Consider the following 16,078-nt stretch of genomic DNA (forward strand, 5'->3'; position numbering starts at 1 on the left):
ACACGTACTTGAACCCGGCCTTGTCGGCGGCGATCGCGTACGCCATGTCGTTCATCAACGCCTCGTGCTCGGCGTCGGGATTGCCTTCACGCCGGTGCTTCGGGTTGTAGCCCTGCAAGAAGATGCCGAATTCCATGGGGCTCCCTACACGAGTGGGGCGGCCGCGGGACGCGGCTCCGGTCGGCTACGGGGTCCAGGTGCCGTCGGGGCGGCGCGTCCAGCCGGACGCGGCGTCGGTGCCGCCGTCGACGTGCAGCGTCGTGCCGGTCATGAACGACGACATCGCGCTCGCCAGGAACACGATCGGCGCCGCGCAGTCGTCGGGGGTGCCGAGGCCGAGCGGGACCTTGTCGCCGTAGTCGACCCCGCCGACGGCCTCCGCGAGCCCCTCGTCGCCAGGGGTCGGGATGGAGTCGGGGGCCACGGTGTTCACCCGGATGCGGCGCGGGGACAGCTCCAGCGCGAGCGACTTGGTCAGCTGCTCGACGGCCGCCTTCATGGCGGCGTAGATGGCGAAGCCGGGGGCGGCGCGGTGGGCCTCGACGCTGGTCAGGTTGATGATCGAGCCGCCGTCGTTCATGAGCGGCACACCCGCGCGCACGACGTTGGTGACGGTCGTGAAGTTCTCGTCGACGAGGGCCTGCTGCCCCTTGGGGCGGACGTCCAGGAACGGCGACCAGAAGCCGCCGCCGGCGTTGTTGACGAGGATGTCCAGGGGGCCGAGTGCGGCGTGGGCCTCGGCGATGAACGTGTTGACGGCGTCGGTGTGGCGCACGTCCAGCGTCCCGACGAAGGCCTTGCGACCCGTCTCCTCGATCGCCTTGGCCGTCGCGCTCTGGTCTTCCTTGTCGCAGATCGCGACATCAGCCCCGAAGCGCGCGAGGGCGACGGCCGTGGCCGCGCCGATGCCACGCGCGGCCCCGGTGACAACGGCCGTCTTTCCGGCGAGCAGCGCGACGGAAGGGTCAAGAACCACGGCAGAACCTCACACTCTCTGGCGACCTCGCCACCCCGGCACGGCGTGGCGGCACCGACCGCCTCGCGGCGGCGGCGCACCCGCTCACCATGCCATCTGACGCCGCGTCACTAAAGAGCCATCCGACGCGATTTAGATCGCCCCGGCGGTGTACCCGCGTCGGCAGTGCCTTCCCGGCCGCCCCCTGCGCCCGGAGATTGCGTGCCCCGTACACCGCCGACTGACGCCCGTACGCCCCGGCCATCAGCACCGGGCCCGGACCGTCCCACGCGCCCTCGCGCTCCCGCGCGCTTCGCTCCTACGCCGTGCCCATCAGCACCGGCCGCCCCACGCGTTTCTTGCGGCCCCGCTCACCTCGTGCACGTCTTGCGCCTTCACCCGCCCCGCGCGCGTCTTGCGCCCTGGTCGCCCCGCGCGTCTTGCCCCCCGCTCGCCCCACATCGCCGCGGCGGCCCGGGCCGGCGGGGTGGCCGGGCCGGGCCTTGGGCGGTGGTGCCGCACTCAGTGGGGGCAGACCCTGCGCCGACGTTGTGCGGTGGTGCCGCGCTCAGTGGGGGCAGACCCTGCGCCGACGTTGTCCGGTGCCGCCGCGCCGAAGGTCGTCCACGGCCGCCCCCAGGAGGGTCAGTTCGCGCTCACGACCTTCCACAAGTGGCCGTCCGGGTCGCTGAAGTAACCGTCGTAACCGCCCCACTCCAGGGCCGCGGCCTCCTTGACCACGGTCGCCCCGGCGGCCGCCGCCGCGCGCAGCACCTCGTCGACCTCCTCCCGCGAGTCCGCGACGAAGTGCAGCGACGAACCGCGGAACCCCGACCCCTCCGCCGGAACCCCGGCGTCCCCGGCCACCTGGTCCCACGGGTACAGCGCCAGCGCCGCCGACCCGTCGCCGAGTGCGAACCGCACGAACCCGGGGTGCTCCTGCTCGACCCGGCAGCCCAGGCCCTCGGCGTAGAACTTCTTGGCCCGCTCGACGTCCTTGACCCCGAGCATGACCACTGTCACCTGCAATTTGATGTCCATGGCCGCAACGCTAGGCGCGGGGCGGACGCATCGGCTTCTCGATTCCTGACCTCCTTCGGCTTCCTCCGGCCTTCTCCGACCGCTCCCGACAACCCCCTCGCCGACCCTCCCCGACCGACCCCGCGATGTGCCTGGATTCCGCACGGGCGGCCCCGTACGGTGACGGCGGCCGATCAAGGCCGCCCGGCGGCGGGTCTCCCGGTGGACCGCCCGCCGCAGCAACCGACGGAGGAGAGCACGTGGCACCCGAGAAGCAGCCCGGTCACATCGCCGTACCGAACCTCATCGCGCTGTACGCCGAAGCCATCGACGCCGGCGACTTCGACCGCGTCGCCGACCTGCTCGCGGACGCCAGGATCACCACCGAGGGCACCGACCGTGAGACCGTCGGCCGCGACGCCGTCTTCGCGATGTACGACACCTGGACGCTCCGCTACGAGGACGACGGGACGCCGCACACCAACCACGTCACCACGAACCTCATCCTCGACATCGACGAGGACGCCGGGACCGCCTCCGCCCGCTCGTACTTCACCGTCCTCCAGGCGACGCCCGACCTGCCGCTCCAGCCGATCATCACCGGCCGCTACCGCGACACCTTCACCCGCGGCGCCGACGGGGCCTGGCGCTTCGCGTCCCGCCACATGGTCACCACGCACAACGGCGACCTGACCCAGCACCTCAAGATCCCCCTGGCCTGACCCGCCCGCCCTCCTGCTCCGCTCCGCCGCCGAACCGGAAGGACCCGTTCCAGCATGGGAAAGCTCGACGACCGCGTCATCCTCATCTCCGGCGCCGCCCGCGGCCAGGGCGAGGCCGAGGCCCGCCTGTTCGTCGCCGAAGGCGCCCGCGTCGTCCTCGGCGACGTCCTCGACACCGAGGGCAAGGCCGTCGCCGCCGACCTCGGCGACGCAGCCCGCTACGTCCACCTCGACGTCACCAGCGAGTCCGACTGGACCGCCGCCGTCGACGCGGCCCTCTCCGCCTTCGGCAAACTCGACGGCCTCATCAACAACGCCGGAATCCTCCAGTTCGGCCCCATCGTCGACACCACACTCGACGCCTACATGCAGATAGTCGGCGTCAACCAGGTCGGCGTATTCCTCGGCATGAAGGCCGTCATCCCCGCCCTCACCGCGTCCGGCGGCGGGACCATCGTCAACACCTCGTCCACCAGCGGCCTCCAGGGCGTCGCGAACATGATCGGCTACACCGCCACCAAGTTCGCCGTACGCGGCATGACCAAGGCCGCCGCCCTCGAACTCGGCCACGCCGGAATCCGCGTCAACTCCATCCACCCCGGCGGCATCGACACCCCCATGGTCCGCCCCGAAAACGTCGAAGGCCTGGTGGCCGACGAAACCTCCTCCGCCGACATCTACGCCGCCCTCCCCCTCGGCCGCGTCGGCCAACCCGAAGAGGTCGCCAAACTCGCCCTCTTCCTCACCTCCGACGACTCCTCCTACTCCACCGGCGCCGAATTCCTCATTGACGGCGGCATGACCTCAGGCCCCAACTGGGCCTGAGCCAAGACGTCGTACAAGTCCCTGAAGTCCATCCGCAGACAGCCCTTTGCGGAAAAGCCCTCCGCCGCCAAAGGGTGGGTCCAAAACCGGGGCCCACCCTTTCTGAAGTGCCGTCGATCGCGACGAAGAAGGCCGACGCCGCCGACATCGGTCATTCCTCATGCCGCCGTGCCCGGGCCTTTGGCATCATGAATCTCCAGCCATCTTGGGGGGCCGAAAATGGTACGGAGAGGCATATCGGCATTGGCGGCGGCGGTTGTGGGGACCGCGTTGCTGGCCGCGTGCACCAGTGACAGTGCGAGGACCGTGACCGAGGCCAAGTCGCCGGAGGCGTCGGCCATGGACTGCGCGGATCCCCGCATTCCGATGGGCGAGTGGCGCGAGCGCTGCGCCGACGGTCCGGACGACTCGCCGGACGGGCGGGGACCGGTGGGTGCGCCGTCGGCCACCGGGGCGTCGGGGACGCCGAGTTCGTCGTCCGCGCCGGTCTTCCCGCCGACCGCAGCGCCGACCGTCACCGCGCCGACCGGGGCATCCAGCGCCGCGCCGACCGGGGCAACAGGACCGAAGACGGCGGCAGTTGGCGACACGATCAGTCTCAGCGGCTACGAAGGCGAGAAGATCGACGTGACCGTCGTCAAGGTCGTCGACCCCGCCCAGCCGACCAGCGACTATTCGTTCGCCAAGCCCAAGGACGGCATGCGGTTCGTGGCCGTCCAATGGCGTGTCGCCAACACGGGCAGCACGGTCTCGGAGAGCGGTCCGACCACCGGATCGACGCTCGCGGACGCCCGGGGCCAGGAGTTCCGGTCGACGTACGCCGAGACGACGGCAGGCGTGCCGTACAGCTCCGGCACCAAGGTGCAGCCCGGTCAGTCGCGCCTCGGCGTCGTGGTCTACGAAGTCCCCCTGGACTCCAAGATCGTCGCCATCGAGTTCGGCGCCAACTCCGGCTTCGCCGACGAAACGGGTCAGTGGACGATCCCTTGACCGCACTGCCCACGGAATACGTCCGGACGGGTCCAGGGCGCGCACCGACGCCCCCGGACCCGTCCGTTCACCAGCTTGACGCGGTCTACTCCGGAGCGAGCGCCTTCTCGCCCTCCCACGTGGAGAGTCCCAAGTGGGAGCGGATCTCCGCCGGGGGCTCCCAGAAGGCGCGTACCGAGTCGACAAGCCCCTCGTCGTTGACGCGCCAGAGCTCGATGCTGTTCACCCACGCGGGCTTGCCGGCGACGGACCCGTGGTTGCGCATGTAGACCTGCGCCTCCCGGCCGCAGGCGATGACCAGTACGGGTTCGAGGATCCAGGTCTTGTCGGGGGTGAACGACTTGTCCCAGGCCTGGACGGACATCACGTCGCGGCCGATGCCCGCGACGGTGCCGGGCGGGTCCTCGTAGCGGACGTCGTCGGCGAGGATTTTCAGCCAGGACTCCTTGTCCTGGTTGTTCCAGTGGCGCACATGGGCGAGTACGGCTTCGCGGGCTGCCGCGGCAAGGTCTTTGGTCACGCGAACCGGTCTAACCCGGGAGCGCGCAACTATCAATGGTGATCGGCAGTCGCAGTACGCCGCCCCACGACCGCATCCGCCGCCGTCAGTACCACCCCGGCCGCCGCGGACACCGACGCGAGGGCGGCGATCGCCACGCGCGTACGCGGCAGATCGGGCCAGTGCTGACGGGTCACGAGCGTGTCCCCGACGTCAGCGGCGGCCGAGGCGAGCGCCCACGCCGCGAACCCCCGGCCGGTCAGCGCGGCGACTGCGGTCCCACCACCGAGCGCGATGTCGCGTACCCCCAATGCCTTCGCGAACACCGTCCCACCCGGCGTTTCCACATCCCGCCCCACCCAAGGTCGCGACGCGACCGGCGGCGCCGCGATGGCGACGACCCCGAGGGCGACCCGCGCCGCACCCCAACCGGCACCGGCGTAGCGGACAGTCCTGGTCAAGTCCCGAGCCATGGTGGCGACCCCCCTCTGTCGGTGATGGCTGTCGACCATCATGGGGCCTGGAGTGTCGCCGGTCTCGGAGAGACACAAGAACGCACACGTCTCGTCGTCCAATCACGGTCGGTTGACGTGAGGCTCGGGGCTCTCCGACACGAAGAGCTGCCGTGCCGGTTCGCGGTCGATCAGTTCGGTCGGCTCGCCGGGGTGGGGTTCGACTGGCGGTGGCAACACCGGAGTCGATGGGGGGATCAGCGCGGTCCTTTTTGGCGCGAGAGTTCGAGTACGTCCTTTCCGATGTCCGTGATGCGGGCGGTGACCTGCCGATCGGCGCGGCGGTCTGCGTGGCGGTCGGTGACGGCGCTCAGGTGTTTGCGCAGGGCCTGCCGTAGCGAGTGAAGGGGCTTCAGTCCCCGAGACGCGAGGAGGCCGACTTCGGATTGTGCTGCGGGGGCCCTGCGCGCGGGAAACGCCGCGGTCGCCGCGCGGGAGAGTGGCGGCGAGGCGTTGGCCGGCGTGCGTACGCCTGGGAGGTTCGGTGCAAGGTTGGTGTTCGCGGCCGGGGCAGGGCGTTGGTGGCGTCCGGCAAGGAACCCCGCCACCGTGGAGATGACGGCCTGTTCGTTTCCGCCGGGGAAATGCCCGCTGCCGCGCTGCTCGATGAGGTAGGTGCCGCCGGGCTGCTTGCCCTTGTCGCCGAAGAAGCGGGCCCGTGCCTCGTCGAACGCGGCGGCGGTCATGCGTACCAGGTGGTCGGGGATGCGCGGGTCGGAGCTGCCGAGGGTGAAGACCACGTTCTCCGGGGGTTTGCGGACCGCTTCCCGGATGCCTCCCGACTGCGCGTAGCCCGCCCGGCGGTCGAGCGGTGAGTCCACGAGCATGTGCGCGGCCTGGCTCGGACGATCTCGGGTGAGGGTCGAGGTAAGCGTCCGGTTGAAGAACAGGCTGCGGAATTCCTCGGGGGCGTGCCGGTAGGCGTCCAGTCCGGTCATGCCGCCTGCGGACTGGAAGAACCCGGTGCGTCGGCTCCGCCCGGCGAGGCCGGGGACCTGGTCGAGGTGGCGGAGTGCCGCCCGCATTTCGCGGAGGGCGCGGCGTCGCGCGTGGCGGTGTTCACCGGTGGCTTCGTGGAAGCCGCGGGCGCCGCTGCCGAACACGGGGTGGCCGGCCCAGGCGATGCCCTTGGCGACGACGGTCGCCGCGTAGGGGGTGAAGTTCAGGTTGTGGCCGCCCAGGAAGTAGTACGGGTAGGCCGTGTACATCTCGGGGACCGGGCGACCTGCCGGAATCCCTTGCGGGCGTACGAGGTGGAGGGAGGTTCGTCTGAACAGGCCGACGCGCGGGCGGTGCAGGGTGACGTCGACGGCGGGGACACCCGCGGCGCGCGCCGCCTGTGTCGATGGTCCCGCCACCACCCGCGGGGCGGTGTTTCTGTCGAGGTTGTCCATCCGGTACAGCCGGTGCGGTACGGATTCGCGGGCGGCGTACTCGATGTCCAGGCCGCCGCGGCCGTCGCCCCGGGTGGCGGTCATGGAGGCGATGGTGCCGTACCAGCCTTTGATCCGGTCGCGCCGCCGCCGGCTCATGATGGGCTGGGCGCCGTCGAGTTCGGGCGTCCACCGTCGGCCGGCCTTCAACCCTCCCCGCCATGGGGCGGCCGTCTTGAGCTCCACGATGTCGACGCGGGCTTCCGCGCCGTGGCGGCGGATGGACAACGCCAGCGCCGGCGGACGGTCGGGGCCGCGGTCGATCACCTCGAACTCACGGATCACGTCGCCGCGCCGTCCCGCGACAACCTGGCGCCGGCGCGGGCGGCGCCCCGGCCGCGCGGGCGGATCGACCACGACGATCCGCCCGGCATGACGCGAACGGCGGTCCAGCCGCAGGACGAACATCCGCCGTGTGCCGTCCGGTTGCCGGGGGCCGGGGCGAACGCGGGCGAGGGCCTTGTCGGCTTCGCGTTGGATGCGGAACCCGCCGCCGTTGCCGTCCAGGTCGACGACGTCCACGCTCTGCGGCGAGTTCAGGAGGGAGCTGTAGGACAGGATGGTCACGGTGCCGGGCTTCGGGCCCGGCACGAAGTCGTAGCGGGATGAGCCGGAAGCCCGCTCGGGACCGTGCAGCCGTTCGTCGACGAAGGTGCCGTCGGCGCCGAGGGTGCGCATATGGAGACGCCAATTGTGCTCCCAGGAACGGATCTTGCCGGGCGCGTGCAGTGCATACACGAAACGCCGGTTGTCGATCCAGGAGCCCGACGGGTACTGCGCGTCGAGCAGAGGAGCACCGACTTGGGCGCCGGTGTCCGTCCGGACCATGTGCAGCGCGGCGCCTCCTTCGTGCACCGGGTCGGCGTCGGAGTAGATGACGTGCCGGGCGTCCGGCGACACCCAGAAGCCGTTCGGGTAGACGTCGGGGTATTCCATGCTCGGCGTGAAGTTGTCGACGAGAACGCGCTCGTTACCGGTCCGGTCGCGGTACATCAGCCGCGTCTTCGGCGAGTCGGGCGGGCGGTGGGTGTAGACCTCACCGCCGTCGGTCTGGAAGCTCGGCTGCCGGCGTTCGAACGCCCGCATCCGGGTGATCGCTTGCGTGTCCTGCTCGACGTGCGGCGCCATCCACGACAGCAGGCGGTCGGCTCGCTCATGGTGGTAGTCGCTGTAGGCGTTGTGTGGTGCCTTGAGTGCCAACCATGGGTTCGGATAGTGCAGTTCGGGGTCGTACGGAGCGGCGACGGTACCAGCGGGGTCTTTAACGGAGCGGAGGAGGCTCAATAACCCGCGGTACAAGATCCGTGCCTCCCGTGTGCGGCCGGAGCCGGCCAGTTCTCGCCGACAGGTCGCGGGGGCCTCGACAATCGGGTCCGCGTCTGCTTCGGCCGAGCGGGGGTGGAAGGAGGCCCGCACACGGCCGGCGGCACCGCCGCGTGGTTGTCGGTGCGGAGCGTTCGCCGTGCCCTGTACGCCGACGAGGTTCTGCGACGGGTCGGCCGAGGCCGTCCAGAGAGGATCATCCGGGTACGGGAGAGGGCCGTCCGGGCGACTCGCGGTGTTGAGCCGTCCGGGCTCCGGTGACCACAGGGCGCGTACATGCTTTCCAAGCCGAAGGTCCGAGTGCTCGACGTGTCGTGGGTGTGCCGGTCTCGCCGCTGGGCCGCATCTCGCCCGGGTGTGTGGCGTGGACGTCGACCCGGTCGACCGACCGCTTCTGCGCCGTCGAGACGGTGGCAGCACGCTAGGGGCGCGTCGCCATGCGTTCTTGCGATTCCGCGCACGGGAACTAGACAAATCGCGCAAGGCCGCTTCCAAGGCCACCGCGGCGGTGGATTGCGGCGACAGTCAGGGTCGATCGAGGCGAACGTCCAGCCGCTGCCGAGCCCGCGAGGCAACACGCCGGCGTCGGGGGACTTGATCTCCAGGGGCTTGCCGCCGGCCGCCTTGGGGTGTTTGAAGTACAGCTGGGTCTTGCGACTTCTGGCTGTGGAAAGACCCGGTGCGGCGCCCTTGAGGGGACGCCGCACCGGGGTGGGGTGGCTACGGGGGAGGAGCCACCCCGGTATTGGGGTGGGTGGGTCAGACCGAGGCGACGCCCGGGTCGAGGAAGCGCTTGCCGGTGGTCTTCTCCGAGACGCCGGTGCGGTCCAGGTACGGGGTGATCCCGCCCAGGTGGAACGGCCAGCCGGCGCCGGTGATCATGCACAGGTCGATGTCCTGCGCGGCCTGCACGACGCCCTCGTCGAGCATGAGCCGGATCTCCTGGGCGAGGGCGGCGAGCGCGCGGTCGCGTACCTGCTCGGCGGTGAGCGGGTTGGAGCCCACCTCCAACAGGGCGGCGACCTCGGGGTCGACCTTCTGGGTGCCGGAAGCGGTCCAGGTCATGAAGGACCGCTTGCCGGCCTTGACCACGCGGGTCAGGTTGGACGACACGCCGAAGCGGTCCGGGAAGGCCGTGTGCAGGGTTTCCGAGACGTGGGCGGCGATGGCGGGACCGACCAGTTCGAGGAGCACCATCGGGGACATCGGCAGGCCGAGGGGTTCGAGGGCCTTGTCGGCGACCTCGATCGGCGTGCCCTCGTCGACCGAGGCCAGGACCTCGCCGAGGAAGCGGGTCAGGATGCGGTTGACCACGAAGGCCGGGGCGTCCTTGACCAGTACGGCGGTCTTCTTGAGCTGCTTGGCGACGCCGAACGCGGTGGCGAGGGAGGCGTCGTCGGTCTGCTCGGCCCGCACGACCTCAAGGAGAGGAAGCACCGCGACCGGGTTGAAGAAGTGGAAGCCGACGACCCGTTCGGGGTGCGCGAGCTTCGACGCCATCTCGGTGATGGAGAGGGAGGAGGTGTTGGTCGCCAGGATGCAGGTGTCGGAGACGACGGCCTCGACCTCGGCGAACACCTGCTGCTTGACCGACATCTCCTCGAAGACCGCCTCGATGACGAAGTCGGCGTCCGCGAAGGCGTCCTTGGACAGCGAGCCGGAGACCAGGGCCTTGTAGCGGTTGGCCGAGTCCTGGCTGAGGCGGCCGCGCAGGAGCTGCTTGTCCAGCTCCTCGTGGACGTACGCCACACCCTTGTCCACGCGCTCCTGGTCGATGTCCGTCAGGACCACCGGCACGCCGAGGCGGCGCGCGAAGAGCAGCGCGAGCTGCGAGGCCATCAGGCCCGCACCCACCACGCCGACCTTGGTGACCGGACGGGCCAGCGCGCGGTCCGGCGCCCCGGCCGGGCGCTTGGCGCGCTTCTGGATCAGGTCGAACGAGTAGAGCCCGGCACGCAGTTCGTCGCCCATGATGAGGTCCGCGAGGGCCTCGTCCTCCAGCGCGAATCCGGCGTCCACGTCGCCCGAGCGGGCCGCGTCGATGATGTCCAGGGCGCGGTAGGGCGCGGGGGAGGCCCCGTGCACCTTGGCGTCCGCGAGCGCGCGGCCCGCCGCGACCGCCGCGTCCCAGCCCGCGCCGCGGTCGAACTCGGCGCGCTCCACCACGACGTCGCCGTTGACCACGCGGGCCGTCCAGCGCAGCGACTCGGCGAGGAAGTCGGCCGGGTCGAGCAGCACGTCCGCGATGCCGAGGTCGTACGCCTTCTTGCCGTTGAGCTGCTTGTTCTGGTTCAGGGCGTTCTCGATGACGACCGAGACCGCCTTCTCCGGGCCGATCAGGTTGGGCAGCAGCGTGCAGCCGCCCCAGCCCGGCACCAGGCCGAGGAAGCACTCCGGCAGCGAGAGGGCCGGCACCGCGGACGAGATCGTCCGGTACGTGCACGCGAGGCCGATCTCGACGCCGCCGCCCATCGCCGCGCCGTTGTAGAACGCGAAGGTGGGCACCGGCAGGTTGCGCAGGCGGCGGAACGCGTCGTGCCCCGCCCGGCCGATGGCCAGCGCCTGGTCGCGCTCGCGGATGACGCCGACGCCCTTGAGGTCCGCGCCCACCGCGAAGATGAACGGCTTGCCGGTCACGCCCGCGGCCACGATCGAGCCGGACGCCGCCAGCTCCTCGACCTTGTCGAGCGCCGCGCCCAGCTCGGCGAGGCCCGCCGGGCCGAACGTGGTCGGCTTGGTGTGGTCGAACCCGTTGTCCATCGTGATCAGCGCGAACTTGCCCGCGCCGTACGGCAGGTCGAGGACCTGGACCGGGAAGTGGGTGACCAGTTCGTCCGGGAAGATGTCCTGGGCGAGCTGCTTGAGGTCCGTCACTTGTCGCCCTCCCAGTGGGGGTTCTCCCAGATGACCGTTCCGCCCATGCCGAGCCCGATGCACATCGAGGTCAGGCCGTAGCGGACCTCGGGGTGCTCCTCGAACTGGCGCGCGAGCTGCGTCATCAGACGTACGCCCGACGAGGCGAGGGGGTGGCCGAACGCGATCGCGCCGCCGTACTTGTTGACGCGCGGGTCGTCGTCGGCGATGCCGTAGTGGTCGAGGAACGACAGCACCTGGACGGCGAACGCCTCGTTCAGCTCGAACAGCCCGATGTCGTCGATCGTCAGACCGGCGCGCTCCAGCGCCTTCTCGGTGGCCGGGACCGGGCCGATGCCCATGACCTCCGGCTCGACGCCCGCGAACGCGTACTGCACCAGCCGCATCTTGACCGGCAGGCCGAGCTCGCGCGCGGTCTCCTCGGACGCGATGATCGCGGCGGTGGCGCCGTCGTTGAGGCCCGCGGCGTTGCCCGCGGTGACCCGGCCGCGCACCCGGAACGGGGTCTTGAGGGCCGCGAGGTCGTCCATCGTGGTGCCGGGGCGCGGCGGCTCGTCCGCGGTGGCGAGGCCGTAGCCCTTCTCCTGCGAGCGCGTCGCGACGGGCACCAGGTCGGGCTGGATCCGGCCGTCGGCGTACGCCTTGGCGGCCTTCTCCTGGCTGCCGACCGCGAACGCGTCGGCGCGCTCCTTGGTGAGCTGCGGGTAGCGGTCGTGGATGTTCTCCGCCGTCGAGCCCATGACCAGGGCGGACGGGTCGACCAGCTTCTCGGCGATGATCCGCGGGTTCGGGTCGGCGCCCTCGCCCATCGGGTGGCGGCCCATGTGCTCGACGCCGCCCGCGATCGCGATGTCCAGCGCGCCGAGGGCGATTCCGCCCGCGACGTTGGTCACGGCGGTCATGGCGCCCGCGCACATGCGGTCGACCGAGTAGCCGGGCACCGACTTGGGCAGCCCGGACAGGAGCGCCGTGGTGCGCCCGATCGTCAGACCCTGGTCGCCGATCTGCGTCGTGGCCGCGATGGCGACCTCGTCCACCTTGTCGCCGGGGAGCTGCGGGTTGCGGCGCAGCAGCTCGCGGATGCAGGCGATGACCAGGTCGTCGGCGCGGGTCTCGTGGTACATGCCCTTGGGGCCGGCCTTGCCGAAGGGGGTTCGGACACCGTCGACGAAGACGACGTCCCGGGGGTGACGAGACACAGTGGCAGCACTCCTCATGGAAGGGTTACGCACCCATGCTACTCACGGGTAACCAAATCGCCTAGGCCGTGTCTGCCGGGTCTTTGTGCTGCTCGCGGTCTCGGTGCCGTGCATCGCGAGGCGCAGGCCCGAAGCTCGTACTCGCTCGTACTCGCAAGGGCCTGCAACGCTGCGAGGCGCGTTGTCCAGGGGCCGTGAGCGGTGCAAAGGCCCGGCAGGCGCGGCCTGAGGGGGTGTTACCGACCGTACGGGCTGTGCCCGGCGGTCCCCTCCGAGGCGCGCCGGGATTGCTGCCGGGCGCTGCCGTGCAAGGGTCAGCGCGCCGCCGTCTGGGTGTAGTCGAGTGGGTACGTCAGGCCCGCGACGAAGTCGGGCTTGCCGGTCGTCGGGATCACGAGGAGCTTCATGCTGATGTTGGTGTCCACGTATCCCCTGATCTTGGACCCCTCGACATCCAGCAGATAGCGGCTCTCGCCGGTCTGGGTCATCGGGCCGTAGCCGGGCTTCACCGCGATGGTCCAGCGGTTCTCCACGAGGCAGGGGACCAGAGCGCCGCCGTCGGAGGTGCGCCACACCGGGCCGACCGCGTCCGTGCGCAGTTTCCCGGTGTAAACGGCGTTCAGACCGGCCGACTCGTAGCTGTCGGCGTAGTCCTCGAACTCGGCGACGCCCTTGTTGACGGTGGGGCCCCACTGGGCCGCGGACGCTCGGTCCCTCACGTCCAGGTGGGCCTGGCACGCGCGTCCGACCGGCATCACGAGGCCGTCGTCCGAAGTGACCGCCGGGACGTAGCCGTCCGCGCCCTCGGACAGCGGCGGCAGGGCGGTTTCCGCCAGCGTGTGCCCGCCGAAGGCGAACTTCCACGTCGGGTCGGCCGCGGTGGCGCGGAAGACGAAGATGCGGCCGGTGCCCCGTTCGCCGTCCGCGTCCTCGTACTTGTACGTGCCGCTCACCGCGAACCAGCGGTCGCCGCCGGGGGTGGGTGCGGCGCGCCACACCTTTTCGTCGATGATCCCGAACGCGAGACGGCCGTCGAGGCGGAATTTCGGCTTCGCGATGCGCCAACTCGCCTTGACCAGCGACAGCATGGGCTCCGCAAGGCGTCGCGCGGCCTCCTCCTCGTCCAACTTGCCGTCAGCCTTGAGGGGCGCGAGTTCGAGCGTGCGGAAGATGTTCAGCGCCTCCGTGTCGCTCGGGGACGCGGAAGGCACCGCGGACGCCGAGGGCAGGGCCGACGGCGAGGCGGAGGGCGTCGGGGGAGACGTCGGCAAGGCACCCGGTCCCGGGCCGCGCCGCTCGTGCGCCGCGTCCGCGACCCGGCCGGCCGGGCCGAGGGCGCAGCCGCCGAGGACGAGTGCGGCCGCGACCGCGCCGACGAACGCTTTGACCTTGTGGTGCACGAGACCCCCTGATGCCGATTCGCTCCCCACGCGGAGCGGATCTTCGCATGCGGGGGGCCACGACGACTGACTGGGTGTCAGAAACCGTGCCGGGACCATGGCGATGCCCGAGCGCGAGCCGCGCGGCGAACCGCGCGTGGCGGTCGCGCGGTTCTTGTCCGGGCCGCGCCGACGACCAGGGCGACGGCACGGGCGAGGTGGTGCGCAGCAGCGGGCACCGCCTGCGCCTGCCGCCGGTGCCCGGGCCGCCGGCCGGGGCCGGGATCGGGGCTTGGGCCGGGGTCAGGGGGTTCCGTTGGCGTTCGTGCCGTGGGCGGCGATTCGGAGGTAGGCGCCGGAGAGGGCGGGGGCGGTGAGGCGGATCTGCCATTCCCGGGCGCCGTGGGCGCGGAGGACTTCGGCGACGGCGTCGGTGGACGGGACGGACGGGGGCGTCCACGAGAGGCGGCGTACCGAATCCGGGGCGAGGAGGTTCTCGGTCGGCAGGCCGTGCTCGTCGGCGATGGCCGCCACCGCGGTCTTCGCCGCGGTCAGGCGCTCCGCCGCGGCCGGGTCCTTGTCGCCCCACGCGCGTGCGGGCGGAGGCCCCTCGTGCGGGAGCGTGGAGGGCGGCAGCTGGTCGTCGGGGATCGCGCGTCCGGCCTCGATGGCGGCCAGCCACGCCGAGGACTGGCGGCGGCTGTCGCGGCCGGTGAACCCCGGCAGGGCCATCAGCGCGGCCATCGACGCCGGGCCCGCGAGCGCCGCCTCGACGATGGCGGTGTCCGGGATGACGCGGCCGGGCGACACGTCCTTGGTCCGCGCGATGCGGTCCCGCGCCTCCCACAGCTCCCGTACGATCGCGAGCTGGCGGCGGGGGCGCACCCGGTGCAGGCCGGACGTGCGGCGCCACGGGTCGACGCGCGGTGTGGGCGGCGGCGCCGCGGCGGTAGCCGCAAACTCCTCCAGAGCCCACGAGAGCTTGCCCTGCTCGCCCAGCACCAGTTCGAGGCGGTCGCGCAGTTCGACGAGCACCTCGACGTCGAGGGCGGCGTACCGCAGCCACGGCTCCGGCAGCGGGCGCGTGGACCAGTCGACCGCGGAGTGCCCCTTCTCCAGGGAGAAGCCGAGCACCGTCTCGACCATCGCGCCCAGTCCCACGCGCGGATACGCCGCGAGGCGCCCGGCCAGCTCGGTGTCGAAGATCCGCGCGGGCGCCATGCCGACCTCGGCAAGGCAGGGGAGGTCCTGCGAGGCGGCGTGCAGAACCCACTCGGTGTCGGCGAGCGCGGCCCCCAGCTCGGACAGGTCCGGACAGGCGATCGGGTCGATCAGCGCTGTGCCCGCTCCCGCGCGGCGCAGCTGGATCAGGTAGGCGCGCTGGCCGTACCGGTAGCCCGACGCCCGTTCGGCGTCCACGGCCACGGGCCCGTCGCCCGAGGCGAAGGCCGCGACCGTCCCGGCGAGGGTGTCGGGATCCGCCACGACCGGCGGGACGCCCTCGCGGGGTGCCAGCAAAGGGACCGGCGCCGGCTGTTCGGAAACTGTGCAGTCGAAAGCGTCGGTCACCTTTACAAAATACGCCGAAACCCCGGCAGGCGATGACGCTGCCTGCCGGGGAGCCGGGGTTGGTGCCCGGTTTGCACCGGTACGGAGGGACCCCCGCACCGGAAAATCCCGGATCGGTCCGGCCGTGTCGGGTGGCCGGTACCGGATTCGGCCGCAAAACACGGCCGATGGTGCGGTGCCGCGGTCAGTTGATGATGCCCGCGCGCAGCGCGAGGGCCACCATGCCGGCGCGGTCGCCGGTGCCCATCTTGCGCGCGATGCGCGCCAGGTGGCTCTTGACGGTCAGCGCGGACAGGCCCATCGCCTGGCCGATCGCCTTGTTGGAGCGCCCCTCCGCGACGAGGCGCAGCACCTCGATCTCGCGGGCGGACAGCTCGCGGCAGCCCGAGGTGGGGTCGGTCCCGTTGTGGTCGGGGCGGAGTCGTTGGGCTGCGGACATGCCCGCCATACCCGTCATGCTCGCCTGTCGTGCGTGTCCAGGAGTCAATCCCGCCCGCGCGCCGGTCACGACGTAGCCCCGAACACCCGCGGCAAGCGCGGAGCGGACGGCACCGATGTCGTCGGCGGCGGAAAGCGCCAGACCGTTCGGCCAGCCGCAGGCCCGCATCTCAGTGAGCAGGGCCAGGCCGGAACCGTCGGGCAGGTGCACGTCGGCGATGCACAGATCGCGGGGCGTGCCGGCACGGGATCGAGCCTCGGCGATGGTGGACGTCCCGACGACGTCACGCACCCCGAGGGCCCACAGGTGGCGGATGACCGCGTCGCGGACCCGGGGGTC

At 71.4% G+C, this 16,078-nt stretch carries 13 protein-coding genes; 3 read left to right on the forward strand and 10 right to left on the reverse strand.

The genetic code is table 11. The annotated features are described in order from the left end of the window. Positions 1-184: 184 nt before the first annotated feature. Together ACRX5S_RS36000 and ACRX5S_RS36005 are read right to left on the reverse strand one after the other, a co-directional pair. Positions 185-976 (reverse strand): SDR family NAD(P)-dependent oxidoreductase, encoded by a 792-nt coding sequence (locus ACRX5S_RS36000; RefSeq protein ID WP_436777444.1) that lies wholly within the window; start codon positions 974-976, stop codon positions 185-187. A gap of 624 nt (positions 977-1,600) precedes the next feature. Then, entirely contained in the window at positions 1,601-1,996 is a 396-nt protein-coding gene (locus tag ACRX5S_RS36005; RefSeq protein WP_436777445.1) for a VOC family protein, read from the reverse strand. Between the two features lie 239 nt (positions 1,997-2,235). Here ACRX5S_RS36005 and ACRX5S_RS36010 point away from each other — a divergent pair, with 239 nt between their 5' ends. From ACRX5S_RS36010 to ACRX5S_RS36020, 3 genes are all read left to right on the forward strand, one after another. Then, entirely contained in the window at positions 2,236-2,697 is a 462-nt protein-coding gene (locus ACRX5S_RS36010; RefSeq protein WP_436777446.1) for a nuclear transport factor 2 family protein, read from the forward strand. A gap of 54 nt (positions 2,698-2,751) precedes the next feature. Then, positions 2,752-3,522, forward strand: coding sequence for a glucose 1-dehydrogenase (locus ACRX5S_RS36015; RefSeq protein WP_436777447.1), 771 nt, complete (start codon positions 2,752-2,754; stop codon positions 3,520-3,522). 306 nt (positions 3,523-3,828) lie between these two features. After that, entirely contained in the window at positions 3,829-4,512 is a 684-nt protein-coding gene (locus ACRX5S_RS36020; RefSeq protein WP_436777448.1) for a DUF4352 domain-containing protein, read from the forward strand. 85 nt (positions 4,513-4,597) lie between these two features. Here the strand turns inward: ACRX5S_RS36020 and ACRX5S_RS36025 are convergent, their stop codons facing one another. The 8 genes from ACRX5S_RS36025 to ACRX5S_RS36060 all read right to left on the reverse strand — a co-directional run. Next, a complete protein-coding gene (locus ACRX5S_RS36025; RefSeq protein ID WP_436777449.1) occupies positions 4,598-5,032 on the reverse strand; it encodes a nuclear transport factor 2 family protein in 435 nt (144 codons plus the stop codon). Positions 5,033-5,064: 32 nt separating this feature from the next. Then, complete coding sequence (locus tag ACRX5S_RS36030; RefSeq protein WP_436777450.1) at positions 5,065-5,472, reverse strand: hypothetical protein; 408 nt, start codon at positions 5,470-5,472, stop codon at positions 5,065-5,067. 248 nt (positions 5,473-5,720) lie between these two features. Next, positions 5,721-8,240: a hypothetical protein gene (locus ACRX5S_RS36035; RefSeq protein WP_436777451.1), complete on the reverse strand. Its 2,520-nt coding sequence runs from the start codon at positions 8,238-8,240 to the stop codon at positions 5,721-5,723. A 798-nt stretch (positions 8,241-9,038) separates the two neighbouring features. Next, positions 9,039-11,153 carry a 3-hydroxyacyl-CoA dehydrogenase NAD-binding domain-containing protein gene (locus tag ACRX5S_RS36040; RefSeq protein WP_436777452.1) on the reverse strand — a complete coding sequence of 705 codons (2,115 nt, stop codon included), beginning with the start codon at positions 11,151-11,153 and terminating at the stop codon, positions 9,039-9,041. Next, complete coding sequence (locus ACRX5S_RS36045; RefSeq protein WP_436777453.1) at positions 11,150-12,352, reverse strand: thiolase family protein; 1,203 nt, start codon at positions 12,350-12,352, stop codon at positions 11,150-11,152. The genes ACRX5S_RS36040 and ACRX5S_RS36045 overlap by 4 nt, the downstream gene beginning before the upstream one ends. A 314-nt stretch (positions 12,353-12,666) precedes the next feature. Then, complete coding sequence (locus tag ACRX5S_RS36050) at positions 12,667-13,752, reverse strand: hypothetical protein (protein WP_436777454.1); 1,086 nt, start codon at positions 13,750-13,752, stop codon at positions 12,667-12,669. 282 nt (positions 13,753-14,034) lie between these two features. Continuing rightward, positions 14,035-15,300 carry an HRDC domain-containing protein gene (locus ACRX5S_RS36055; RefSeq protein WP_436777455.1) on the reverse strand — a complete coding sequence of 422 codons (1,266 nt, stop codon included), beginning with the start codon at positions 15,298-15,300 and terminating at the stop codon, positions 14,035-14,037. Between the two features lie 184 nt (positions 15,301-15,484). Continuing rightward, a partial coding sequence (locus ACRX5S_RS36060; protein ID WP_436777456.1) for a LuxR C-terminal-related transcriptional regulator occupies positions 15,485-16,078 on the reverse strand: 594 nt, incomplete at its 5' end.

The organism is Yinghuangia sp. YIM S09857 (assembly GCF_051388915.1).
Lineage (GTDB): Bacteria > Actinomycetota > Actinomycetes > Streptomycetales > Streptomycetaceae > Yinghuangia.